We start from the raw sequence: 23,503 nt of genomic DNA, 5'->3' as shown, positions 1-23,503 counted from the left end.
TCCGACTGGACTTGAACCAGTAACCCTTCGATTAACAGTCGAATGCTCTGCCAATTGAGCTACGGAGGAATGAAGCGTGTACAAGCCTAACAAAGGGCTGCCGGGAAACGAAATCGGCGCCAGGGCGGCCCTCAGCTGTCCATGCGGAGCGCGCGGCGCTGCATTTCCAGCTGCATGAGTTCCCGGTTGAGGCGCTGGAACTCCTCAGGCTGGGCCGAGGCGTCCAGACGCTGCAATTGGCCCATCTTGTCCGCCTTGACCCTGGTGATCTGCAGCTCGAAAAGCCGGGCCAAAATGTCGCGGCAATAGCGCTGAAGCGCTTCGGGCGTGCTGGCCGGCAGTGGGACGACGGCAAGCTCGGAGACCAGGCCTTGGAGCGGTTCCGGAACCTCCTGGCGAATCCCTTCCACCCAGGCCACAGGGTCTCCCGCGTGTGCCAGCCCGGCGGCCCGGATGGCGGTGTGCACGGCTGAGTAGGCCGGAGTGACGAAATGGGACGCTTCAAACCGTTCCCATGCTCCGCCGCTAAGCGCAGCTTCGCCACCCAGTACGGCCGGGTTCTGGATGACCACTTCGAGGGCCTGCCGTTCCATGGCGGCAATGGGATCCCGCGGATCCGGGCGCATGAACGCGATGGGAGCGTTCGACGGCGGTGCTGCCGCCGGCTGGCCGGACTGGCCCGGCGCTGCGCCTTGCCCGTGCCCCGGGGTTCCTGGAGTGCCTGCAGATCCCGCAGTTCCTGTATTGCCCGCCGCGCCGGAAGCAGCGCGTTTGGCGGCCAAGCCCACGGCCCGGCTGACTTCCTCGATGGGCATGCCGAGCCAGCCTGCCAGCTCGCGGACATAGGCGGGACGGATACCGGAATCACGAATCTGCGCCACGACGGGGGCCGATTCCCGCAGGGCGGCGACCCGGCCTTCCACGGTGTCCAGGTTGTGGCGTTTGAGTGAGGCCCGGATGGCGAATTCAAAGAGGGGCCGACGGGTGCCGATCAGGTCCCGGACAGCCGCGTCGCCCTTAAGCTGGCGAAGATCACAGGGGTCCGCTCCGCTCGGTTCCACGGCCACGTACGTCTGCGCGACGAAACGCTGGTCTTCTTCAAAGGCGCGCAATGCGGCCTTCTGCCCGGCGGCGTCGCCGTCGAAGGTGAAGATGACCTCTCCCCCGGTGCCGTCGTCGGACAGCAAGCGGCGGGCGATCTTGATGTGGTCCGTACCGAAGGCCGTACCGCACGTGGCCACAGCGGTACCGACGCCGGCAAGGTGGCAGGCCATGACGTCCGTGTACCCCTCCACCACCACCAGTTGCCGGTCTTTGGCGATGTTCCGCTTGGCGAGGTCGATGCCGTAGAGGACTTGGGACTTCTTGTAGAGCACGGTCTCCGGAGTGTTCAGGTACTTCGGTCCTTGGTCGTCCTCGTAGAGCTTGCGGGCGCCGAATCCGATGGTGTCGCCGGCGATGTCCCGGATGGGCCAGATGAGCCGGCCCCGGAAGCGGTCGTAAATGCCCCGGTTGCCTTCGGAAAACATCCCCGTCAGCTTCAATTCGGCGTCCGTGAACCCGCGTCCGCGCAGGTGCTTCAGCAGCGAGTCCCAACCCTGGGGCGCGTAGCCGACGCCGAACTGTTCGGCCGCGGTCCGATCGAAGCCGCGGCCGTGGAGGAAGTTGCGGCCCTCTGCGGCACCTGCCGTGAGCAGTTGGGCACGGAAGAATTCGTCGGCGATCTTGTGGGCATCCAGCAGCCGTTGGCGCTTGCCGACCTCTTCGCGGTTGGGACCCGTGCCGCCGTCTTCATAGCGGAGCTCGTAGCCGATCCGGGCTGCGAGCTTTTCCACGGCTTCGTGGAAGGAGCTGTGGTCCATTTTCTGGACGAAGGAGATGGCATCGCCGTCTTCGCCGCAGCCGAAGCAATGGTACCGGCCCACTTGCGGACGGACGGTGAACGACGGCGAGCGCTCGTCGTGGAAGGGACACAGGCCTTTGAAGGTCCCCAAGCCGGCGCCCTTGAGGGTGACGTAGCCGTCCACTACTTCCTTGATATCGGTGCGCTGGCGTACTTCGTCGATATCTTCACGTTTGATCAGGCCAGCCACGTCACCATCCTAGTCGCTCCGCCCGGTCAGCCGCGGGCCGCCGTCGGGCTACCAGAGCGAGGGGAGGCTGCCCACGAGGCGTTCGTACATCGCCAGCGCCGAAGCGTCCGTCAGGGACGCCACCTGGTCGATGACAACGCGAAGCCGGGCGCCGTCGTCGGGGGCGTCCCGCCAATCCGCGGCGAACATCGGTTCCAGATGCCGGTCTCCGCTCGCGTTGAGCACGCCGACGAGGGCGTGCAGGACTTCGCGCTGGCGCTCATAGACGGGCTGCCGATGGTCGGTGGAGATCACGAACGTCGTGGCAAGGCCCTTCATGGCCGCGATCTCGGTGACGGTTTCCTCGGGGACCATGAGTTCCGCAGCGTACCGGGTGAGGTGGTCCGGGCCGAAATGCGCCCTCGTGGTCTCCAAGGCACTCTGGCAGAACCGGCCGATCAACTGGCTGGTCATGTCCTTCAGCGCGGCCATCGACTTGCGGCTGCCGTCGGCTTCGCGGACCCACACGCTCGTGGCTTCGAGGCGTGCCAGTGCGGCGTCGATTTCAGCGGGATCGTTGTGGGGCAAGTACCACTGCTTGGTGTAGCCCACCACGCGGGCCCGGTGGTCCGGATTGTCCAGCCACTTCAGCTGGAAATGGCCGGCAACAATGGCGTCCTCGACGTCGTGGACGGAGTACGAAATATCGTCGGCCAGGTCCATGACCTGGGCCTCGATGCAGGAACGGTTCCCCGGCGCTCCGTCACGAAGCCAGGCAAACACGGGCAGATCGTCCTCGTAAGCGCCGAATTTGCTGCTCCGCTGTCCGTGGATGACGGGGGCATCGACGGCGGACCACGGATACTTGGACGCGGCGTCAAGGCTGGCCCGGGTCAGGTTCAGGCCCGCGGGCCGGCCGTCGGGGGCAAGGACCTTGGGTTCAAGCCGGGTCAGCAGGCGCAGGGTCTGGGCGTTGCCTTCGAAGCCACCGATTCCATGGGCGACCTCGTTGAGCGCCGATTCCCCGTTGTGCCCGAAAGGCGGATGGCCAAGATCGTGGCTCAGGCACGCCGTGTCCACAACATCCGGATCGCAACCGAGAGCGCGGCCCAATTCGCGGCCCACCTGGGCCACTTCAAGGCTGTGCGTCAACCGGGTGCGCACGAAGTCATCGGTATCCGGGGCCACCACTTGGGTCTTGGCCCCGAGCCGCCGGAGGGCTGACGAATGCAGCACCCGTGCCCGGTCCCGCTCGAAGTCCGAGCGGTAGGTATTCTTCCGGGGTTCCTGGACCCAGCGTGCCGAGTCGGCCTCCACATAGCCTGGAATGCCCGTTGCGTTTTCGGCCGGGCGTGCTGCAGACATCGCTTCAGTTCCCATGGGTATCTGCCTCCTCCGCTTGCCGTGCACCGGCGTCTCTTCAGCCCGTGCCTATGCAGCCAGTTTTCCACGACTCGGGCCGTGCGCGTGCACGCGCCGGTCCGGGCCGCGCTTTAGCCGCCTGAGACGTCGAGTTCGGCTGCGGCGATATCGCGCGTCTGGTCCGCGTCCATCTGCCGGCTGAGAAGCCAATCCTTGGGCAACGCCGGCTTTTTGGGGGAACCTGCGCGTCCGCGCGGGCCTTCCGAATCGATGCCTGGGTACGGCAGGTCCATGTCCAGCTGGTCCAGCAGCTCGCGCAGGACCTCGAGCGTCGGCACCGTGGCCAGTTTGGCACGCAGCTCCCCTCCCACCACGTAGCCCTTGAAGTACCAGGCCATGTGCTTGCGGATCTCACGCAGCGCCTTGTACTCGTCGTTGCCGAAGGTTTCGATCATGAGCTCGGCGTGGCGGTAGACGCCCTCGGCTACTTCGCGCAGCCCCGGACGGTGGCGCTGGTCGCTTCCCTCAAACGCGGCTTGGAGGTCGCCGAAGAGCCACGGGCGACCTTGGCAACCGCGGCCCACTACGACGCCGTCGATCCCGGTTTCGCGCACCATGCGGACGGCGTCTTCGGCGGACCAGATATCCCCGTTGCCCAGGACGGGAATGTCCGGGAGGGCTTCGCGCAGGCGTGCGATGGCGGACCAGTCGGCCTGACCGGAGTAGAACTGAGCGGCCGTGCGGCCGTGGAGCGCGACGGCGGCAACGCCCGAATCGCGGGCGATCCGGCCGGCGTCGAGGTACGTGAGGTGGTCCTCGTCAATGCCCTTGCGCATCTTGATGGTCAGCGGGATGTCGCCCTTGGAGGCTTCCTTGACAGCGGTCTGGACGATCGAGGTGAAAAGGTCGATCTTCCAGGGGAGGGCGGATCCGCCGCCGCGCCGGGTGACCTTGGGCACGGGGCAGCCGAAGTTGAGGTCGATGTGGTCCGCCCGGTCTTCTTCGACGAGCATGCGCACTGCCTGGCCAACGGTGACGGGGTCCACGCCGTACAACTGCACGGAACGGACTTTTTCGTCGTCGTCATGGGAGATGATGCGCAACGATTCCGGAGTGCGCTCCACTAAGGCACGGGAGGTCACCATCTCCGCCACGTACAGGCCGCCGCCGTATTCACGGCACAGCCGACGGAAGGCCGAGTTGGTGATTCCGGCCATCGGGGCGAGGATCACGGGGGTGTCCACCGTGATCCGGCCGAGCTGCAGCGGGGGCAGTTCGAGCTTGGGCGAAGGGGGCGTTGCTACTACAGTCACCCGTCCATTGTCTCAAAGCGGGGCAAATCGACGGGACGGTCGAAGTCGTGCCTGGCCGCTAGAGCAGCCAGCCGTTGTCTTCGGCGATGCGCACGGCCTCGGCACGCGTCCGGCCGCCGGTCTTGGCCATCGCGGCGGACAGGTAGTTCCGGACGGTCCCTTCGGAAAGCATTGCCGACTTCGCGATGTCGGCTACCGTTCCGCCGTCGTACGCTGCCTTGAGCACCTCCCCCTCGCGTTCGGTCAAAGGGCTGTCTCCCGCGGTCAACGATTCCGCGGCAAGCACCGGGTCCACCACCCTGAGCCCTTGGTGTACGCGGCGTACCGCTTCGGCCAATTGCCGGGCGGGCGTGTCCTTGACGACGAATCCGGAGGCGCCGGCCTGCATGGCGCGCTTGAGGTAGCCGGGCCGTCCGAAGGTGGTCACCATGAGGACCCGGCAGGACGGCGCGGCCCGCCGCACGGCCGCTGCCGCGCTGATCCCGTCCAGGCCAGGCATCTCGACGTCGAGCATTGCCACGTCGGCGGAGTGCTCGACGACGGCGGCCGCCACCCCTGTCCCGTCGCCCAGTTCGGCGACCACCTCGATGTCCGGCTCCAGCCCCAGCAACGCGGCCAATGCTCCGCGCACGAGCGCCTGGTCGTCTGCGATCACCAATCGGATACTCATACCTCCACCGCCAATCTGAACCCTCCCAGGTCGCTCGGGCCAATGCTGACCGTTCCCCCGGCGGCACCCACGCGTTCGCGGATCCCGGCCAGTCCATTCCCGGAGCGGCCCCCGGAGGCCGGACCGACGCCGTCGTCCTCGACTAGAACGCTCGACGCCGTCAACCGGACGCGGCAGCGCGCGGCGCCGGAGTGCCGCACAACGTTGGTGACGCCTTCGCGCAGCACCCAGCCGAAGAGCTCCCGGTGACGCGCCGGAACCTGTTCGACGGTTCCCGGCAATTCGGCGTCGATCCCTGCCGATTCCAGGGCCGTCCGGGCGACTGCGAGTTCCGCCAGGACGTTGACGCCGCGGTAACCGGCCACCGTGGCGCGGACGTCGGCGAGCGCGCCACGGGCCAAGTCCTGCACCGCGGAGATCTCGGCGGCGGCCCGGTCGCGGGCCGGGTACTCGCCGGGGACGGTGTCCAGCATCCTGCCGGCCAATTCGGCCTTCACTGCTATGACGGTCAGGGAATGCCCCAGGATGTCGTGCATGTCCCGGGCGACGCGGCTACGCTCCGCCGCCACGGCTGCATCGGCCAGTTCAGTCTGCGCTTCCCGGAGCCGTGCGGTCTGCCTGATCAGCCGCGCGAAGGCGGACATCATGAGGCCGAGGGACACGATGATCCCGGCCTGGAGCAAGGCCTGCTCCCCGTTGCCCGTCACCAACTGGGTGGTGAAGGAAGCGAGGGCCAATCCGACGATGAGGAAGAAATCCGCGCGCGGCGGAAGGGACGTCATGGCGATGGCGCAGGCCAGGAACGTCCAGGTCCACAAGGCTTCCCGTCCGATGATGAGGATCATCAGCCCGTTCAGCGCCAGCAGGATGAAGACGGACACGATCCCCGCCCGGACGCCCAGGCGCCAACTGATCTGTGGCAGGAAGACGTAGGCCGCGAAGAACACGATCAGGGACGCCGACGCCGCCGTTTTCCAGGCCAGCGGCTCGTCCACGGACCACACGATGTTCCACGTCGGCCAGGCCCAGAGCAGGATGGAAAGTCCCGCGCCGATGAACCAGCCCCGCGGCCCAGGACCGCGGAACATGGCACCGCGGAACATGTTGCCGACGAGCATGTCCCTGAAGGAGGTTCGGCCTTGGCTGCTGGTCATGGTGCCCACCCTAGCGGCCTGTTCAGACACGTTTCGTGTCGCGGCGGAACGCCATCGCAGCCCCGGCCACGAAGATCGCGAGCCAGATGAGGACGTTGACGATCCACGCCCAGTCGAACTCGCCGGTGATGGGGCTCCGGGCCAATTGCCCGATCCCGTACGCGGGCGTGAACTTGGCGATGTTCCCGAAGGTCTCCCCCATGATCTCGATCGGCATGAACAGTCCACCGAGCATGGCAAGGATGGCCAGGGCCGGGCCGAGGATCTGCATGACGTTCTGGCTCGGCATAAGGTATCCGACGAACAAGCCCAGGGCCGCGAAGACCAGGGAACCCAGCCAAGCGACCAACCCCGCGGTCAGCCAGGTCTGGGCATCCATGGTGACACCGGCAAGGGCGCCGATGACGAACTGGGCCACGACGGCGACAAGGGACAGCGTGAGGGCGGCCATGGCTTTCACCGCGATGTACGCACCGGGCAGGAGGGGCGTGAGGCGAAGCTGGCGGCTCCACCCTTGGGCACGCTCCACCGCCACTTGGCTGCCGGCGCCCGTAGCTGCGGTCATCGCGGCATAGACCGTGAGGCTGATGAGGATGTACTGGCCGTAGCTGTGCCCGTTGGGCAGGAGCTTGTCCTTGTTGGAGAGGCCGAAAATGAAGAAGAAGACGGCCGGCATGAACACCGTGAACATGATGGTCCGGCGGTTCCGGAGCATCCGCTTGATTTCGATCCACAGGAACGTGCTGTTGACCCCGCCGGAGGACGCTTTCCGTTCCTGGAGGACTGTTGCCGCGCTCATACGAGGTCTCCTTCAAAAGTGATGCTCGTGGATTCCGGCACCGCATCGTCTCCGGTGAGGGCCACGAAGGCCTCCTCGAGGTTGTTGGCCGCCACTTCCACGTCGTGGGCGCCCGTGTTGTTGAGCAGGAAACGCACGACGGCGTCCGAGTCGCCCGTGCGGACGGTGAGGCGGCCGCCGTCGTAATCCATGCTTTCGACGGGCGGCATCCCGGCCAGGAGCACGCGCTCAGCCGCCGGAAGCGAAGCCTTGACGGTTCGGCCCGAGGCAAGGTTCTTGATCTGGGCGGCGGTGCCGTCCGCCACGATGCTGCCTTGCCGGACCAGCACAATCCTGTCCGCGTAGGCGTCGGCTTCTTCGAGGTAATGCGTGGCGAAGATGACGGTCCGTCCGTGCTGGGCGTCGGTCCTGATGGCGGTCCAGAAGTCGCGTCGGCCCGCCACATCCATGCCGGTGGTCGGCTCGTCCAGGATCAGCAAACCGGGATCGGAGACGAGGGCCATGGCGAAGCGCAGCCGCTGCTGCTGGCCACCGGAACACTTCTCCACCTTGCGGTCGGCGATCTCCAGGATGCCCGCCCGCGCCAGGACTTCGTCCACGGGCCGGGAGGAATCGAACATGGCAGCGTTGAGCTGCACGGTCTCGCGGACGCTGATGTCCCGCAGCAAGCCGCCGGTCTGCATCACGGCTGCCACCTGGCCGCGGGCGATGGCTCCCCGGGGAGTGTGGCCGAAGATGGAGACGCTACCCTGGTCCGGGGCGCTCAATCCGAGGATCATGTCGATCGTGGTGGTCTTGCCCGCCCCGTTGGGACCGAGGAACGCCACCACCTCCCCCGGCTGCACGGTGAGGTCCAGGCCGCGTACGGCGTGGACCTTCCCGAAGCTCTTGTGCAGTCCGGCGGCTTGGACGGCCGGCACACTCGCTGTTGTCATGACTCTCCTTGGCTTTGGTTTGCTCCACTACCCATCAAAGCCGGGATCCGTGTCCGGCGCCCGGGCGTGTGTCACCAATGAAGGATGACAAATGTCATCGGAGGCTAGCGGCGCTCGGCTTCCCTGCGTGCCCGCCTGGTCATGACGACGGCGGCAAGCTCGCCAGTATCGAAGGACTCGAAGGCATCGGTGGAACCGGCGTTTTCAAGCTCGCGGACCTTCCCGTCGTCGTCGAGAGCTGGCGCCGCATCCGCCGCGACGGCAGCCGCGAGCCGCCTCGGACCGGTCGCCTTCACCACCAGCACGGCGATCAAGGTGGTCACGGGGATGGCCAGCACCAGGCCGATGGAGCCCACCAGTGTACGGATGACTTCCTCGGACAACTCGGCACTCGTGAGGGCATCAACCAGCGGACGGTCGTACAGCATGACGATGATCAGGAGGGGTAGCGCTGCGCCGGCGTAGGCAAAGGCGATGGTGTAGACCGTGGAGGCGATGTGGTCCCGGCCGATCCCCATGGCCGAGGTGAACAGCTTTCGCGCGCCAGTCTCGGGTGCGAGCTCGTAGAGTTCCCACACGGCCGCGGACTGGGTGATCGTCACGTCGTTGAGCACTCCGAGCCCGGAAATGATCAGACCGCAGAGAATGATTCCGGAGAGCGAGATCTTGTCCGACATGTTCACCAGCGTGGCGCCCTCGCTGCTCGCGATCCCGGTCAGGTTGGCCGCATCCGTGGCCCAGGCCGCCAGCAGCGCCGTAATGCCGAGGCCGAAGATCGTACCCAGCAACGCGGTGGAGGTCTTGGCCGAGAATCCGTGGGCGAAATAGAGCACCCCCATCATGATGGCCGTGGAGCCGACCAAAGCCACGAGCAGCGGCGGCTTGCCTTCCACCAGTCCAGGAAGCATGAAGCTCACCATCACCACGTAGGCTCCGGCCAGCCCGAGGAGCGCCCTGAAGCCGCGCCAGCGCGCCACCGCAATGACCACCACGGCATACAGGATCGCCAGAAGTGCCATGGGAACGGTCCGCACGAAGTCGAGGAAAACGTACGACGGCGAGCCGTTGCCTGCCGCTGCGCCCTGCACCCCGGAGAGGTTCAGGTAGCGGATGCTGTCCCCCACTTTGACGCCGTGGGACTTGGCCACGTCCGGGTTGATGACCACTTTCACCGGGCTGCCGCCGTTATCCGGTTGCGTGGACGCGAAGGTGCATTGGGACCCCTGCGGCTGTGCGCCGCTGCTTTGGTTCGTGCCGTTCGTACTCGGCGCCTGCGTACCTTGCGTGCAGCTTTCCTGAGTAACCGCCTGGATCTTGCCCGTATCGAACGTCACCCCGGGAGCGGCCGTGTAGGGGCTCGCGAACGTGATGCCCTCTTTGCTCCCCGATGGCCACATGACCACCATGGCAACGATCGTGAGTACCGCGATCGGAGCCAGCACGGCCACGAGGAGCCAGTTGGCCCGCCTGCGTGACGCGAGCGCCGTCGGGCTTGGCTCGAAATGCTCTGCGTGTCCGTGTGAATGGCCGTGACCCATTAGCTGCAAAACCTCATGCCCACAAGCCTACGTGGGGCAGCGCTGTGTCCCACCCAACTAGCTCGCAGTTGGTGTCGTTATCAGCGCTCAAAACGACACCTACTGCTAGCCAGTTGGGCGCGGTTGATACGCGAGTGCTCAGGCGGGTTTGATGTTTTGGTTGACGTGGAAGAGGTTTCCTGGATCGTACTTGCCCTTGATGGCTTGCAGCCGCTCGTAGTTGACCCCGTAGTTGTCACTGATCCTGCTCTGGTCTTCCGCATCCATGAAGTTGATGTAGCCGCTGGCAGCCGAATGCGGACGGAGCGCCTCCGCGTAGTTGCGGGCCCAGGCAATGTTGGCTTCGTTGTCCGCGGGGTCCGGCCATTGTGCCGCGATCACCGGGGCGAACTTCATGCCGCGGTTCGCGAAGGCGGTGTCCTGGGCTCCGACCCGGGCCGCCGCGCCGTCGATCGGGTAGACATGGACGGCGGTGTTGAGGCTGGTCACCGTGGACCCGAACTCCGCATGCGCACCAATGACGCCATCGTTGAGTTCGCTGATGAAGTTGGCTTTCCAATATCCTTGCAGCCCCTTGGGATTGAGCCCATCAAATGCCACATTGAGTGCCGGGTACGGCATCGGGGTGATCAGGGATCCGGCTACGGGTGCGGCTTCGAGGAACGGCGCCCAGCGGGATTCGCCTTCGGCCATGTCTCCCGTCCACATCCCGACCACGACGCACACTGGCTTGCCGTGCCATTCTCCCGGAAGGAACGGCACCGGCGGGCCTTGATGGAAGCCGAGGAACGCGCCGAACTCTTCGGGAGCGGAGTCCATGTAATCCCGGTAGAACTTCGCCACCGTCTCGGTGTTCTCAGCTCCATAGATGACAATGCCCACATGGACCATGTCCACCGGGTGCAGCTTGTACTCCAGCGACGTCACCACACCGAAATTTCCCCCGCCTCCCCGCAAGGCCCAGAAGAGATCCTCGTTCCGGGTTTCGCTCGCAGTCAGGAACTTGCCGTCCGCTGTCACCACGTCGGCGGAGATCAAGTTGTCACAGGACAGGCCGTGCTTGCGGGCAAGATAGCCGATGCCGCCACCCAGGGTCAGGCCTGCGATGCCGGTGGATCCCACAATCCCGCCAGTGGTAGCGAGTCCGAAGGCGTGGGTGGCGTGGTTGAAATCTGCCCAGGTTGTTCCCGCCTCGGCACGGGCCGTACCGGCGTCGGGGTCAACACGGACCCCGGTACGGTTGACGAAATCTATGACAAGGGCATCGTCCCAGGTCCCGAAACCGGGGGCGCTGTGGCCGCCGCCGCGGATAGCCAATGGCAGGGAATTGTCCCGGGCGAAGTTCACGCTCGCGATGACGTCCGCCACTTGGGCCACCCGGACGACTCCCGCCGGACGCTTGTCGATCATCCCGTTAAAGACGGCACGGGCGGAGTCATAGTCAGGATCGCTGGGAGTGACGAGTTGCCCACGGAGCTGTTCACGGAGTCCGTCGAGGGCTGTTCCATTCATGGGTGTTACCGCCGATTCTCTTCATGAGACCGGATTCGTTCCACCCGCCGCTACCCCACCAGAGCAACGGCCGGGGCTTACGTCGTCATGCCTACACCCAGGGCAGCGGCGCCGTCAAGGGTTCACCCAACTGGCTCGCAGTTGTTGTCGTTATGAGGGCTCAAAACGACAACAACTGCGAGCCAGTTGGGCCAGCCGCAAGCTATTCGCTGACCACCAGGGTGTCCGCACCGCGGAGCTTCGCCTTGCCCTGCTCGAGCAAGGGATCGACGACGGCGCACACGGCCGTCATGGAATCGTCCACTTCAAGGAGCACGGGGTGCTGGTAAGCAATAAGCGCCAGCAGGTCGCGGACCGCCTCCCGCGCCTCGTCATCCGGCAAAAGCGGGTCGTGGCCAAGGAACACTTCCGAGGGCTCGTCCGAGCTGCCCTGGGCATAGCTGATGGCGAAGGCCTGCAGCTTGCCCTTGCGGGTGGCCGGAACGCCGGCGCCAAAGGCACTCGCCTTGGGCGCTCGCAGCACGACGGCTCCGTGGGCCCCTGTCAGATCGTCGAGGAACAGCCGCTGCACGGTGGGGATGCCCAGCTCGCCGGGGTTGTCCCAGTGGTGCACGGCTGTGTAGTACCGGCCGACGACGTCGCTCAGTTCCACCGATCCCGTGGCGAGGTCCTCCACCCGCTCGGAAGCGGCTTCTTCGGAGCCGTCACCAAACACAGGCAGCCTGAGCGGCTCGGGATCCACCACCACAAGCCGGGAACGCTGGATGGGTGCAAGCCCTGCCCACTCGGCGAAGGCGGCACCGGCCGTGCCGGGCTCCACTTTGCTGCGCAGCTTGGTGACGCCCGACGGCGACTGCCCGGCTTCGCGCCGCAGCATGGTCAGGAGCGTGGCCCCGATCCCGCTCCGGCGGTGGTCCTTGGCAACCTCGATGTAGGCCCAGAGACGTTCCGCGTGCAGGGACGCCTCGTGGACCACCCCCGCGGCCACCGGAATTCCGATGCCGTCAACGACGTCTTCCGCCACGATGCACCGGCGCCAAGGCTGGCCCTGGCCGCTGTTGCTCGACGGCGCAAGGGCGGCGCGGAATTGCTGGGCCGGCAGGGTCTCCGGCCCACCCCACATTTCCAGGAGCGCGAGGTCGTCGCCCTCACGCCATTCGCGGTACTCGATGGACACGCTTAGGCGCCGATCAGTCGTGCGGCCAGGTAGCCCTCCACCTTGTCCAGGGACACACGTTCCTGGCTCATGGTGTCGCGCTCACGAATGGTGACGGCCTGGTCATCGAGGGTGTCGAAGTCCACGGTGATGCAGAACGGGGTACCGATCTCGTCCTGGCGACGGTAGCGGCGGCCGATGGCGCCGGCGTCGTCGAAGTCGATGTTCCAGTTCTTGCGCAGCTGGGTGCCCAAGTCCTTGGCTTTCGGGGACAGGTCCTCGTTGCGGCTCAGGGGCAGCACGGCTGCCTTGACCGGCGCCAGGCGCGGGTCAAGCTTCAGGACGGTACGGACGTCGACGCCGCCCTTGGCGTTGGGTGCCTCGTCTTCTGTGTAGGCGTCCACAAGGAAGGCCATGAAGGAGCGCGTCAGGCCGGCGGCCGGTTCAATGACGTACGGCGTGTAGCGCTCGTTGGTGGCCTGGTTGAAGTAGCTGAGGTCCTGACCGGAGGCCTTCGAGTGGGTGGAGAGGTCGAAGTCGGTGCGGTTGGCGATGCCCTCGAGCTCGCCCCACTCGGAGCCCTGGAAACCGAAGCGGTACTCGATGTCCGTGGTGCCCTTGGAGTAGTGGCTGAGCTTGTCCTGCGGGTGCTCGAAGAAACGCAGGTTCTCCGGCCGGATGCCCAGATCGGTGTACCAGGACATGCGTTCTTTCATCCAGTACTGGTGCCATTCCTCATCCGTGCCCGGCTCGACGAAGAATTCCATTTCCATCTGTTCGAACTCGCGGGTGCGGAAGATGAAGTTGCCCGGCGTGATCTCGTTGCGGAAGGACTTGCCGATCTGGCCGATGCCGAACGGCGGCTTCTTGCGGGACGTGGTGAGCACGTTGCTGAAGTTGACGAAGATGCCTTGCGCGGTTTCCGGGCGCAGGTAGTGCAGGCCTTCTTCGCTGGCCACGGGGCCCAGGAACGTCTTGAGCAGGCCGGAGAACTCCTGCGGTTCGGTCCACTGGCCGCGGGTGCCGCAGTTGGCGCAGGCGATGTCCTTGAGGCCGTTTTCGGCGGGACGGCCCTTCTTTTCCTCGTACTCTTCCTCGAGGTGGTCGGCGCGGTAGCGCTTGTGGCAGGAAAGGCACTCGACCAGGGGGTCGGAGAACACCTCGACGTGGCCGGAGGCTTCCCATACCTGGCGGGGCAGGATCACGGAGGAATCCAGGCCCACCACGTCTTCGCGGCCGCGGACAACGCTCTGCCACCACTGGCGCTTGATGTTTTCCTTGAGCTCGGCACCGAGGGGGCCGTAGTCCCACGCGGACCGGGAGCCACCATAGATTTCACCGGCCTGGAACACGAAGCCCCTCCGCTTGGAGAGGGAAATGACCTGGTCGAGGACGGATTTTGCTGCCATGGGTACTCCAATGTTCTACAGGGCCGCTGGGTGCGGTCCGTGGTTGTGCGCGAAGGTAATGCTGTGCAGGAAGCTGCGTGTCCTAGCCTACCGGCCTTTGGCCGCTGTCCTGCCTCCGGGACTGGCCCGAATGGCGCTTGGCGGGACGGCGGGGAGAGAGCGCGCCCTTCGGCCAAGGCAGCGTGGCAACGATGATGGCGAACAGGGTCAGCAAGGTGCCAAGGATCGTGGGGAAAGCCACCACGGTTCCCGGAGCCGGCAGGACCAGGTCAAGCGCGAGGGATCCGAGCAGCTGCCCGGCAATCATCCCCAGCCCCGTCACCAAAACACCGAGGCTGCGGACCAACAAAGCAGCCAGGCCGATAAAGACGCACCCCATCGGGCCGCCCACGTAATACCACCACTCAGCAGGAAGGGCGTGCCCGGGACCAAGCAACGACACCTTGATGAGCCAGGCGATCCAGAGAATGACCGTTCCGGCCACGAAATTCACCAGCGTCGCGGCGATGGGGCTGCCGTAGTGCACCGTGGCAGTCCCGTTCATGGCTTGTTGGAAACTCATGAGGCAACCCGCCACGACTGGCAACAGGATCGGGAACAGCAAGGACCCGACGTCGGCCGCAGCCCCGAGGCGCGGCGACACGGCCCAGGCGACGGCGGCGATCGTCAGGATGCTTCCCAAAATCCTGACCCCCGTGATCGAGCGTTTCCCGCCGGGACCGATGCCGAGCCGGTCCACGAACAGGCCGCTCACGGTCTGCCCTGTGATCACGGCTACCGTGAACAACGCGACTCCAAGAAGGCCAATGGTGAACGATTGGGCAATCACGTAGAGGGCGCCGATCCCGCCAGCCACCACATAGAACCGCGGAAAGCTGCGCTCCTTGACGGCAGGCACTATCCGGCGCAAACCAGCGCGGCCTTTCGGTAGCGCAAGGCCGATCACGGCGATCAATACCAGCCCGGTAGTGAAGCTGACGACGGCGGCCGCCACGCCGTCGTCGAGCTTTGCCCCCAGCGCACTGTTGATCCGGCCTTGGACCGGAAGCAGGGTACCGTTGGCCACCGCGAGAAGCAGGCCGGTGAGCAACGGACGGGAGGTGCTTCGGATGGCGGGACGGGACGATTGCGGCATTTTCACCACCTCACTTCAGGCATCATTGCTTGTATGAGCAACCCGGAAATCGAAGAAATCCCCATCCGCGACGACATGATCCGACTCGGCCAGCTCCTGAAGCTCGCCAACCTGGTGGAGGACGGCGTGGAAGCCACGGAACTCATCAAGAACGGCCTGGTCAAAGTCAACGGCGAGATCGACGATCGGCGCGGCCGCCAACTCCATGTCGGCGATACGGTGACCGTCAACGGACAGACGGTGCGGATCGCGGCCGCTTCCTAGGGCAACGCGGGGTCACTTACGGCCCATAACGTACCTCGGGATGGGCCGTAAGTGACCCCGCGTTGCTACGAGAGGACCTTGTGCTCCAGGAATTCGCCAACGTGGCCGATTTCCTGCTGGTTGATGCCGTGCCACATGCCTGTGTAGAGCACCTTGGTCAGATCCGTGTGCTTTCGGACCCAGTCCATGGTGTATTCGATCTTGTCCGGGGTGATAACAGGATCCTGCTGGTCCCGTCCCCAGAAGAGCGGCACGGAACCGTCCAGTTCGGCGTCGCGGAATGCGGGGTCCGCATCGGCGTCGACGGCGAAGCCTGAAAGCCCGACGACGGCGGCAAAGTCCGCCGGGCGCTGCCGCAACAGCGAGGTGGCCATGGCCATGCCCATGGAAAAGCCGAGAAGCGTCACCGAGCTGTGGTTGGACTTGAAGGAGTCCAACCAGGAAAACACGTACTCCGCGGCGTCCTTGACGGCGTCGAGGGAATAGTCGATGGACGCCGTGAGCGGGAACCACGTGAAGCCCGGGCCCGTCGCGATCGGCGCACGGAGCGAAGCGACGACGAAGTCCTGGGGCAACAAGCCTGCAAGGCTGAAGAGGTCCTGCTCGTTGGACCCGTAACCGTGCAACAGAACCAGCAATGGCTTGCCAGCCCGCTCCTCCTCTTCGAGGGACCACAAAACGACCGGGGCAGGAAAGGCGGAAGCTTGACTCATGGGACTATTCTTGCAGTTACCCATGAGTAACAAGCTACGGGCGCGTGGCGTTGCAGCAAGAGGCAGGATATGGACGTGAGTGACATTGATCCCACGGTGGGACCAAAGCCGGACGAACGGATTCATCCGTGGACCCGCTACGTGGCATTGGGTGATTCCTTTACCGAAGGGATCGGCGACCCCGAGCCCAACAACCCCGGGGGACATCGTGGCTGGGCCGACCGCGTAGCCGAGGAACTGAGCCGGGGACACCGGGATTTCGCCTACGCCAACCTGGCCATCCGCGGGCGGTTGCTCCAGCAGATCCTCGACGAACAACTTGGCCCGTGAATGGACCTCAAGCCGGACCTCGTGAGCATCTCCGCAGGCGGCAACGACCTCATCCGTCCCGGCGGCGATCCCGACGCCTTGGCCGAGAAACTCGATGCCGCAGTGCAGACCCTGAGTTCCGACGGCGCCACCGTGGTTCTCTTCAACGGTCCGGACACCGCGTCATCGGTCCTCGGCCGGATCCGCGGCAAAGTGGCCATCTACAACGAAAACCTCCGCACGGTGGCCGCCCGCCACGATGCCGTGATCGCCGATATGTGGTCCCTGCGGCAACTCTCCAACTCCCAGATGTGGGACGAAGACCGCCTGCACTTCTCGCCGCTCGGCCATCACACCATCGCGGCGATGGTCCTCGATTCACTCAACGTGCCGCACAACCTCGAGCCGCTGTTCCCCAAGCCACTCCCCCAGCGGAGTTGGCGCGAGGCCCGCTCGGGCGACCTCGTATGGGCACGGGAGTATTTTGTCCCGTGGGTCATCCGCCGGATCCGGCACCGCTCCTCCGGCGACGGCATCCTGCCGAAACGCCCGACGCCGGGACCCGTCTTCGGTCCTGCCGACACCATCCTGCCCCGGAGCTGAACCGGACCCCTGTGGGTCACAGGAAGCGGGGCTAAGCTGGTGAAAGACTAGGGAGGCCCTCCACCGTGAACAATGTGATCTTCTGGATCATCGTCTGCTCTTGGCTGATTCCCATGGGGATCCGCATGTACAACCGATCGCGCCAGCGCAGGCTCCGGGACTTCCCTCCGCAGGATTACCCCGGGCAGCCCTATCCTCCACAGCACTACCCCGTCGGATACCCGGAGCAACCCCCGGTCATCTTCCCGGCTGAGCCGCAACCCCCGGTGGGAATGCCCGCCCCTCAGGCCGCTCCGCCGTCGTCGGCTACTCCGCAAGCGAACAGCGCGCCCCAGCCGGACAGCGCGCCGCAAGGCTACCGGGCACGGAAGCTGGCCGAACTCGACCAGGAGTACAGCGACGGGAAAATTGCCATGGAGGACTACATGAAGCTCCGCCAGGAGATCATGAACGGCTGATTCAGCCGAAGAACGCCTCCCGCAGCTGGGGGCCGAGCTGGCCGATCTCGGTGAGGAAACCGTCGTGCCCGATGGGCGCCTCGATCACATGAACGGGGACTTCTCCGGGCAAGGCCTTGGCCAGCTCGTGCGATTGTTCCGGGAAATAGAGCCGGTCCGAGTCCACCGAGGCAACGAAGAACTTCGCCGTGGCCACGGACAACGCGTCCTCCAACGAGCCCCGGCCGCGAGTGATGTCGTGGCTCATGAGCGCCTCGGTGATGGCGATGTAGCTGTTGGCGTCGAAGCGCTGGACCAGCTTTCGTCCCTGGTGGTCGAGGTAGCTCTCCACCTGGTAGCGGCCCCGGTCCCCTAAGGCCGCAGCCTGCAGGGGCGCCTCGCCGCCTTGGGCGTTCCTGCCGAAGCGGAAGTCCAGTTCATCCGCCGAACGGTAGGTGATGTGGGCGATCCGCCGGGCGAGGGCCAGCCCCGCCTCGGGCGCGGCCTGGCCATAGTAGTCGCCGCCCTTGAAGTCGGCGTCCTGCCGGATGGCGAGCGTCTGGGCCTGCGCGAACGCAATCTGTTCGGCAGTGCTGTACGCCCCGATCGAAATCACGGCACATCGCTTGACGCGGTCCGGATAGCTGACGGCCCATTCCAGTGCGCGGGCACCGCCCATGGACCCGCCCACCACGGTGTGCCAGCTGTGGATCCCCAAGGCGTCGGCGAGCCGGGCTTCGGCTACAGTGCTGTCCCGCAAGGTCACAAGCGGGAAGCGGGAGCCCCACGGCTTGCCGTCGGGAGCGCTCGACGACGGCCCGGTGCTGCCGTAGCAGCCTCCCACGATGTTGACGGAGACCACGAAGTAGCGGTCCGTGTCGATGGTGGCGCCGGGACCAACGAGTTGCTCCCACCAGCCTTCTTCGTCGCTCTCGCCACGGGCCACATGGGTGCTGCCGGTCAGTGCATGCTCCACGAGGACGGCGTTGGAAGCGTCGGCGTCGAGCCGGCCCCAGGTCTCGTACGCAAGGACGACCTCAGGGAGGAAACCCCCGGCCTCCAGTTCGAGCCCTCCTACGGAAACATACTTGAGGGTTCCGTCCTGGGTACCTGAAAGGGGTATGGCTGTTGCAGCAATTGTCATTCGTCGACACCTCACATCGCGCTTGCCCGCCGCCAACACAGCGAAGGGCCAGGTCTTCACCCGGGGCACCCCGCCGCGAAAGGAGGGTTGCCGGCCAGCAAGCCGGGGCTGTCGCTGGCACTCATGACCTATGGGAAGAGTCTAGGAAAACCGGACCCCTTCTGACGAAGATTATGACAGCTTTGTGACACTTGGCCGCGTTTTGTTCACGAAGCCGGGGTTGTAGATGTCTGAAATTGAAGAGACGGGTGATGCCTGTGTGACTGGAGATAGAATTGGGCGCAGCAGTCTGCATCCTTCGGATGTCTCCGCCGCCACTGTGCGTCACAGGAAGATTGAAGCTCGTGAAAAAGCCATCCGGCGTCGTTCCGATAGCCCTGTTCTTGCTGGTATCAGGTTTCACCGTGGGAGTGCCGCTGCCGGCGCACGCCGACACGACTCCGGCAGCAGGCGAAGACAGATACGTGGTCCACTACGCCGAAGGCACCGACGTTGACGGTAAGGCCGCGGAGCTGCACTCCCAGGGAGTCTCGGTGGACAAGACGTTCACGCATGCCGTGAAGGCCGCGGTCGTCACGGCGACGCCAGCGAAGGCCGCTGAGTTGGCGAAGTCGAGCCGGGTTGTATCGGTGGACCGGGATATGCCGGTGCGGATTTCGGACACCCAAGCGCCGGCACCCTGGAACCTCGACCGGACCGATCAGCGCACCCTCCCTTTGTCCGGGAGCTACACCCCGCCTTCGAGCGGCGCCGGGGTTCAGGTCTACATTGTGGACAACGGGGTGCTTGGCACCCATGTGGACTTCGGCGGTCGGGTGACCGCGGGGTGGAGTGCCTTCTCGGGGCAGCCCGCCAATGCCCCCTGCACCGATCCGGCAATGCCCGACGCCGGCCACGGGACGCACGTAGCAGGCATCACGGCCGGCAGCACCTACGGCATGGCCAAGTCGGCAACCATCGTGCCGGTGCGGGTCCTTGGTTGCGACGGTACGGGATACTCCTCCGACGTCATAGCCGGCCTCGATTGGATGGTCCAGCAGCACCAGCCCGGTCAACCCGCCGTCGCCAACCTCAGCCTCTCCGGACCTGCGAACCAGAGCCTGGACGACGCTGTCCAGGGCGCGATCAATAACGGCATTACCGTCACCTTGGCGGCCGGCAATTCCAGCACGGACGCGTGCACGCTGTCCCCCAGCCGCGTGGCTGCCGCGATCACGGTGGCCGCGAGCGACAGCTTCGACCGGCAGGCATCGTTCTCCAACTACGGTCCCTGCGTCGACCTGTACGCACCAGGAGTCCAGATCACCTCGGATTGGCAGACGTCAAATACCGCAACGGCTGTCCTGAACGGAACCTCGATGGCCTCTCCGCATGCGGCAGGAGCGGCCGCGATGCTCCTCGCCATGCATCCCTCGTGGAGCCCCGCGCAGGTCTCGGCAACGTTGACCGTCGGCGCAACAGCCGGAATAGTCCAGTCGACCGGAAACTGCATGCCTAACCGGCTGCTGTACGTCAGCCCGTCGCTCTTTTCGCCGTCGCAAGACCCGTTGGGCGGATTTGCGGCTACAACCCCCTGCAGGCAGCTTGACACGCGGGACGGGACCGGTGGCGTCAACGGGCCGGTCGCCCCCGGACAGACGATCAGCGTCAAGGTTGCTGGACGCGGCGGCCTCCCGGCTTCCGGAGTTTCCGCTGTCGCAATGAACATCACGGTGGCCAACCCGACGTCGAACGGCTTCATCACCGCGTACGCCGGCGGAACAAATCGTCCGGCGACCTCGAACCTGAATTTTGCCCCAGGGCAGATCGTCCCGAATTTCGCGATCACGCCGGTGGGGTCGGATGGCACGATTTCCTTCACGAACAGCTCCAACGGCACGGTCCAGCTCATCGCCGACATCACCGGTTACTCCCTCACGCCTGGCGCGTCGCCCGCTCCCGGGACGTTCTCCGCCCAGGCCCCGTTCCGGCAGCTGGATACCCGTGACGGCACCGGCGGCGTCGGCGGACCCGTTGCCCCCGGACAGACCATCAACGTCAAAGTCACAGGCCGCGGCGGTATTCCCTCTTCCGGTGTTTCCGCCGTCGCGATGAACATCACGGTGGCCAATCCCTCGTCGTTCGGCTTCATCACCGCTTACGCAGGCGGGACTCCGCGACCGAACGCCTCGAACGTGAATTACGCGGCGGGACAGATCGTTCCGAATTTCGCCATTACGCCGGTCGCTCCCGACGGGACGATTTCATTCACGAACACCTCCGGCGGAACCGTCCAGATCATCGCGGACACCTCGGGCTATTACCTTGCGGGCACACCGTCAACCGCCGGTGCGTTTTCCGCGCAGGCCCCGTTCCGGCAATTGGATACCCGTAACGGCACCGGCGGGATCAACGGACCTGTTGCCCCCGGACAGACCATCAACGTCAAGATCGCGGGACAGGGTGGCATTCCAGCGTCCGGTGTTTCCGCTGTCGCGATGAACATCACCGTGGCCAACCCGACGTCGTTCGGGTTCATCACCGCCTACGCCGGAGGAAGCCCGCAGCCGAGCACCTCGAACGTGAACTACGCGACGGGACAGATCATCCCGAACTTCGCCATTACGCCCGTTGCTCCGGACGGCACGATTTCCTTCACCAACAACTCCAACGGCACAGTGCAGCTCATAGCCGACACTTCCGGGTACTACATCGCGGGCTAACCGCGAGATGGGGCGCCCATCGGAGTGGGCGACCCATCACGGAACGAACCGGCGACTGGCCTAGCTGCCCTTGGCCGCCCGGAATCCTGACTCGAGGTCCGCGAGGATGTCGTCGATGTGCTCGATCCCGACAGACAGCCGCACCAGTCCCGGGCTCACGCCGGCCACGGACTGCTGTTCTGGGGTCAGCTGGCTGTGAGTCGTGGACGCGGGGTGGATGACCAGGGAACGGACATCGCCGATGTTTGCCACATGGGAATGCAGCTCCAAGGCGTCCACGAAGCGCTTGCCGGCGTCGATCCCGCCCCGGATGGTGAAGGACACCACGGCGCCGGTTCCCCGGGGCCCGTACTTCCGTCCTCGTTCGAACCACGGGCTGGAAGGCAGCCCCGCATACGCGACCGATTCGACGTCGTCGCGCCCTTCCAGCCATTGCGCCACTTTGGTGGCGTTGTCCACGTGGCGTTCCACCCGCAGGCTGAGGGTTTCGATTCCTTGGGAGATCAGGAAAGCGTTGAACGGTGAAACTGCCGAGCCGAGGTCGCGCAAAAGCTGGACCCGGGCCTTGAGGATGTAGGAGAGGTTCGCGCCGAGGGCACCGTCCTTGCCGAGGTCGCGGGCATAGACCAGGCCGTTATAGCTCGGGTCCGGGGTGTTGAAGTTGGGGAACCGCTCAGGGTCCTTGCCGAAATCGAAGTTGCCGGAGTCCACGATGACACCGGCAATGGCGGATCCGTGCCCGCCCAGGTATTTGGTGGCCGAATGCACCACGATATCAGCGCCCCACTCGATGGGCCGGATCAGGTAGGGCGTGGCGAGGGTGTTGTCCACGACGAGCGGGACTCCAGCCTCGTGCGCGGCGCGGGAGACGCCTTCGATGTCCAAAACGTCCTGGCGGGGGTTGGAGACGACTTCGGCGAAGAACAGCTTGGTGTTTGGCTGCACGGCCTCGCGCCAGTGGTCGAGGTTGTCCGGGTCCTCGACGAAGGTGACCGAGATTCCGAATTTCTTCAGCGTGTGGGCCAGCAGGTTGTAGGTGCCGCCGTAGAGGCTCGGGCTGGCCACCACGTGGTCGCCGGCCTCGGCGACGTTGAGGATGGCGAACGTTTCCGCGGCCTGGCCGGAGCTCAGCAGGAGCGCGGCCACGCCGCCTTCCAGGCTCGCTATGCGCTGTTCCACCGCATCCTGCGTGGGATTGCCGATCCGGGTGTAGATGGGCGCCAGCTCGGCGAGCGCAAAGCGGTTGGCAGCGCTTTCCGCGCTGGGAAACACGAACGAGGTGGTCTGGTAGATGGGGAGTGCCCGGGCTCCGGTGGCGGAGTCCGGCTCCTGGCCGGCGTGGATCTGGCGCGTTTCGAATGACCATCCTTGGGACATGCGGACTCCTGGTTGTCTGGGCTCTTGCCGTGCTTCAGCTTGCCGGGCCGAAGTATTCAGCCTGCCGGTGTTCGGTTGCCGCCAGTCTAGGGATGGTGTTGCGGGCTCAAGAAGCTTTGTGACGAACACAGTAGTTTTCGGTCCCGGCGCGTCCTGAAGTGACTCTGAGCTGCCTTTTCGATACATCCCACCTTGGTTAGGCTTGACTTAGCTGAGAGCTCCATCACAAAGTGCCAAGATGAAGCCATGCGCATGGATCACGTCTCTTACGCTTGTGAACGAGATGGCCTTTTGGCCACCACCGAGCGGATTTCCGCAGCATTGGGAGTGGACGCAGTCCGGGGCGGAGTGCACCCGCGCTTCGGTACCCGGAACATGATCATTCCCCTTGCTGACCACAAATACCTGGAAGTTGTCGAGGTCCTTGACCACCCGGCATCCGACAAGGCACCTTTTGGACAAGCCGTCCGTGCACGCTCCGCCGCGGGAGGTGGTTGGATGGGCTGGTGCGTCGCTGTGGACGACCTGAGCCCGTTCGAACAGCGGCTTGGACGCGCCGCCGTTCCTGGCAACCGCAAGTTCCCGGACGGCCGCGAACTCGTCTGGTCGCAAATCGGCATCCTGGGGCTCATCGCCGATCCCCAGGTTCCCTACTTGCTGCGGTGGGAGGGCGACCCTGCACTTCACCCGTCCCTCGTCTACCCAAGCGACGTCAAGATGTCCAGCCTCACCATCGCCGGCTCCGCGGAGCGTGTCACCGAGTGGCTAGGGGAACCCGTGGAGAAGCCTCTCGAGGACGTTGCAGTCCAATGGATGGCTCCGCACGGAACGCCGGGAATCATGTCGGTAACGTTCGAAACCGCCAACGGAGCCGTCACCATCTGACGGACCATCGGGCC

19 protein-coding genes, 1 pseudogene and 1 riboswitch are annotated in these 23,503 nt (G+C 65.3%); of the genes and pseudogenes, 5 read left to right on the top strand and 15 right to left on the bottom strand.

Going from position 1 to position 23,503, the window contains the following annotated elements; genetic code table 11:
* Nucleotides 1-131: 131 nt before the first annotated feature.
* From dnaG to AC3WJU_RS15025, 12 genes are all read right to left on the bottom strand, one after another.
* Nucleotides 132-2,093 (bottom strand): DNA primase, encoded by a 1,962-nt coding sequence (gene dnaG / locus AC3WJU_RS15080; protein WP_284989738.1) that lies wholly within the window; start codon nucleotides 2,091-2,093, stop codon nucleotides 132-134.
* A gap of 48 nt (nucleotides 2,094-2,141) precedes the next feature.
* Nucleotides 2,142-3,452 carry a deoxyguanosinetriphosphate triphosphohydrolase gene (locus AC3WJU_RS15075; RefSeq protein ID WP_370872192.1) on the bottom strand — a complete coding sequence of 437 codons (1,311 nt, stop codon included), beginning with the start codon at nucleotides 3,450-3,452 and terminating at the stop codon, nucleotides 2,142-2,144.
* A 113-nt stretch (nucleotides 3,453-3,565) separates the two neighbouring features.
* Nucleotides 3,566-4,747 carry a tRNA dihydrouridine synthase DusB gene (gene dusB, locus AC3WJU_RS15070; protein WP_284989739.1) on the bottom strand — a complete coding sequence of 394 codons (1,182 nt, stop codon included), beginning with the start codon at nucleotides 4,745-4,747 and terminating at the stop codon, nucleotides 3,566-3,568.
* A 58-nt stretch (nucleotides 4,748-4,805) separates the two neighbouring features.
* Entirely contained in the window at nucleotides 4,806-5,417 is a 612-nt protein-coding gene (locus AC3WJU_RS15065; RefSeq protein ID WP_306961379.1) for a response regulator transcription factor, read from the bottom strand.
* Complete coding sequence (locus tag AC3WJU_RS15060; protein ID WP_492260235.1) at nucleotides 5,414-6,571, bottom strand: sensor histidine kinase; 1,158 nt, start codon at nucleotides 6,569-6,571, stop codon at nucleotides 5,414-5,416. The genes AC3WJU_RS15065 and AC3WJU_RS15060 overlap by 4 nt, the downstream gene beginning before the upstream one ends.
* Nucleotides 6,572-6,593: 22 nt before the next feature.
* Nucleotides 6,594-7,370, bottom strand: coding sequence for an ABC transporter permease (locus AC3WJU_RS15055; RefSeq protein ID WP_059387865.1), 777 nt, complete (start codon nucleotides 7,368-7,370; stop codon nucleotides 6,594-6,596).
* Nucleotides 7,367-8,305, bottom strand: a complete 939-nt coding sequence (locus tag AC3WJU_RS15050; RefSeq protein ID WP_492260234.1) for an ABC transporter ATP-binding protein — start codon at nucleotides 8,303-8,305, stop codon at nucleotides 7,367-7,369. Before AC3WJU_RS15050 ends, AC3WJU_RS15055 begins: the two co-directional genes overlap by 4 nt.
* A gap of 104 nt (nucleotides 8,306-8,409) precedes the next feature.
* Nucleotides 8,410-9,843, bottom strand: coding sequence for a YibE/F family protein (locus tag AC3WJU_RS15045; protein ID WP_492260233.1), 1,434 nt, complete (start codon nucleotides 9,841-9,843; stop codon nucleotides 8,410-8,412).
* A gap of 138 nt (nucleotides 9,844-9,981) precedes the next feature.
* Nucleotides 9,982-11,355: an FAD-binding oxidoreductase gene (locus AC3WJU_RS15040; RefSeq protein WP_492260232.1), complete on the bottom strand. Its 1,374-nt coding sequence runs from the start codon at nucleotides 11,353-11,355 to the stop codon at nucleotides 9,982-9,984.
* Between the two features lie 202 nt (nucleotides 11,356-11,557).
* The gene (locus tag AC3WJU_RS15035; RefSeq protein ID WP_306961368.1) at nucleotides 11,558-12,532 is read right to left on the bottom strand and encodes a GNAT family N-acetyltransferase; all 975 of its coding nucleotides are present in this window, start codon (nucleotides 12,530-12,532) and stop codon (nucleotides 11,558-11,560) included.
* A 2-nt stretch (nucleotides 12,533-12,534) separates the two neighbouring features.
* On the bottom strand, nucleotides 12,535-13,920 hold the full coding sequence (locus AC3WJU_RS15030; protein WP_059387867.1) for a glycine--tRNA ligase: 1,386 nt from the start codon (nucleotides 13,918-13,920) through the stop codon (nucleotides 12,535-12,537).
* A gap of 82 nt (nucleotides 13,921-14,002) precedes the next feature.
* The gene (locus AC3WJU_RS15025) at nucleotides 14,003-15,055 is read right to left on the bottom strand and encodes a DMT family transporter (protein ID WP_492260231.1); all 1,053 of its coding nucleotides are present in this window, start codon (nucleotides 15,053-15,055) and stop codon (nucleotides 14,003-14,005) included.
* Between the two features lie 33 nt (nucleotides 15,056-15,088).
* Here AC3WJU_RS15025 and AC3WJU_RS15020 point away from each other — a divergent pair, with 33 nt between their 5' ends.
* Nucleotides 15,089-15,319 (top strand): RNA-binding S4 domain-containing protein, encoded by a 231-nt coding sequence (locus AC3WJU_RS15020; RefSeq protein ID WP_059387868.1) that lies wholly within the window; start codon nucleotides 15,089-15,091, stop codon nucleotides 15,317-15,319.
* Nucleotides 15,320-15,384: 65 nt separating this feature from the next.
* On the opposite strand, the gene AC3WJU_RS15015 is transcribed toward AC3WJU_RS15020, so the two are convergent.
* On the bottom strand, nucleotides 15,385-16,032 hold the full coding sequence (locus tag AC3WJU_RS15015) for an alpha/beta hydrolase (RefSeq protein WP_492260230.1): 648 nt from the start codon (nucleotides 16,030-16,032) through the stop codon (nucleotides 15,385-15,387).
* 69 nt (nucleotides 16,033-16,101) lie between these two features.
* Between AC3WJU_RS15015 and AC3WJU_RS15010 the strand changes: the two are divergent.
* Nucleotides 16,102-16,944: pseudogene (locus AC3WJU_RS15010) on the top strand (SGNH/GDSL hydrolase family protein).
* A gap of 65 nt (nucleotides 16,945-17,009) precedes the next feature.
* A complete protein-coding gene (locus AC3WJU_RS15005; RefSeq protein ID WP_306961359.1) occupies nucleotides 17,010-17,402 on the top strand; it encodes a hypothetical protein in 393 nt (130 codons plus the stop codon).
* Between the two features lies 1 nt (nucleotide 17,403).
* Here AC3WJU_RS15005 and metX read toward each other — a convergent pair whose 3' ends face one another.
* The gene (metX, locus tag AC3WJU_RS15000; protein ID WP_492260229.1) at nucleotides 17,404-18,525 is read right to left on the bottom strand and encodes a homoserine O-acetyltransferase MetX; all 1,122 of its coding nucleotides are present in this window, start codon (nucleotides 18,523-18,525) and stop codon (nucleotides 17,404-17,406) included.
* Between the two features lie 13 nt (nucleotides 18,526-18,538).
* A riboswitch (SAM riboswitch) is annotated at nucleotides 18,539-18,654 on the bottom strand.
* 215 nt (nucleotides 18,655-18,869) lie between these two features.
* Here metX and AC3WJU_RS14995 point away from each other — a divergent pair.
* Nucleotides 18,870-21,227 (top strand): S8 family peptidase, encoded by a 2,358-nt coding sequence (locus tag AC3WJU_RS14995; protein ID WP_492260228.1) that lies wholly within the window; start codon nucleotides 18,870-18,872, stop codon nucleotides 21,225-21,227.
* A gap of 60 nt (nucleotides 21,228-21,287) precedes the next feature.
* On the opposite strand, the gene AC3WJU_RS14990 is transcribed toward AC3WJU_RS14995, so the two are convergent.
* A complete protein-coding gene (locus AC3WJU_RS14990) occupies nucleotides 21,288-22,604 on the bottom strand; it encodes a bifunctional o-acetylhomoserine/o-acetylserine sulfhydrylase (RefSeq protein ID WP_492260227.1) in 1,317 nt (438 codons plus the stop codon).
* Between the two features lie 246 nt (nucleotides 22,605-22,850).
* On the opposite strand from AC3WJU_RS14990, the gene AC3WJU_RS14985 reads away from it, so the two are divergent.
* A complete protein-coding gene (locus AC3WJU_RS14985) occupies nucleotides 22,851-23,489 on the top strand; it encodes a VOC family protein (RefSeq protein WP_028266517.1) in 639 nt (212 codons plus the stop codon).
* The last annotated feature ends 14 nt before the right edge of the window (nucleotides 23,490-23,503 follow it).

Source organism: Arthrobacter sp. FW306-1B-F12A, assembly GCF_058781865.1.
This window is presented reverse-complemented; position numbering and strand designations above follow the sequence as displayed.

Excerpts from the sequence above, each read along its gene's own strand:
- AC3WJU_RS15030 (WP_059387867.1), bottom strand. The coding sequence starts at position 13,920 with ATGGCAGCAAAATCCGTCCTCGACCAGGTCATTTCCCTCTCCAAGCGG.
- metX (WP_492260229.1), bottom strand. The coding sequence starts at position 18,525 with ATGACAATTGCTGCAACAGCCATACCCCTTTCAGGTACCCAGGACGGA.
- AC3WJU_RS15015 (WP_492260230.1), bottom strand. The coding sequence starts at position 16,032 with ATGAGTCAAGCTTCCGCCTTTCCTGCCCCGGTCGTTTTGTGGTCCCTC.
- AC3WJU_RS15020 (WP_059387868.1), top strand. The coding sequence starts at position 15,089 with ATGAGCAACCCGGAAATCGAAGAAATCCCCATCCGCGACGACATGATC.
- AC3WJU_RS15075 (WP_370872192.1), bottom strand. The coding sequence starts at position 3,452 with ATGGGAACTGAAGCGATGTCTGCAGCACGCCCGGCCGAAAACGCAACG.
- AC3WJU_RS15055 (WP_059387865.1), bottom strand. The coding sequence starts at position 7,370 with ATGAGCGCGGCAACAGTCCTCCAGGAACGGAAAGCGTCCTCCGGCGGG.
- AC3WJU_RS15025 (WP_492260231.1), bottom strand. The coding sequence starts at position 15,055 with ATGCCGCAATCGTCCCGTCCCGCCATCCGAAGCACCTCCCGTCCGTTG.
- AC3WJU_RS15065 (WP_306961379.1), bottom strand. The coding sequence starts at position 5,417 with ATGAGTATCCGATTGGTGATCGCAGACGACCAGGCGCTCGTGCGCGGA.
- AC3WJU_RS14985 (WP_028266517.1), top strand. The coding sequence starts at position 22,851 with ATGCGCATGGATCACGTCTCTTACGCTTGTGAACGAGATGGCCTTTTG.
- AC3WJU_RS15050 (WP_492260234.1), bottom strand. The coding sequence starts at position 8,305 with ATGACAACAGCGAGTGTGCCGGCCGTCCAAGCCGCCGGACTGCACAAG.
- AC3WJU_RS14990 (WP_492260227.1), bottom strand. The coding sequence starts at position 22,604 with ATGTCCCAAGGATGGTCATTCGAAACGCGCCAGATCCACGCCGGCCAG.
- AC3WJU_RS15045 (WP_492260233.1), bottom strand. The coding sequence starts at position 9,843 with ATGGGTCACGGCCATTCACACGGACACGCAGAGCATTTCGAGCCAAGC.
- AC3WJU_RS15040 (WP_492260232.1), bottom strand. The coding sequence starts at position 11,355 with ATGAATGGAACAGCCCTCGACGGACTCCGTGAACAGCTCCGTGGGCAA.
- AC3WJU_RS15060 (WP_492260235.1), bottom strand. The coding sequence starts at position 6,571 with ATGACCAGCAGCCAAGGCCGAACCTCCTTCAGGGACATGCTCGTCGGC.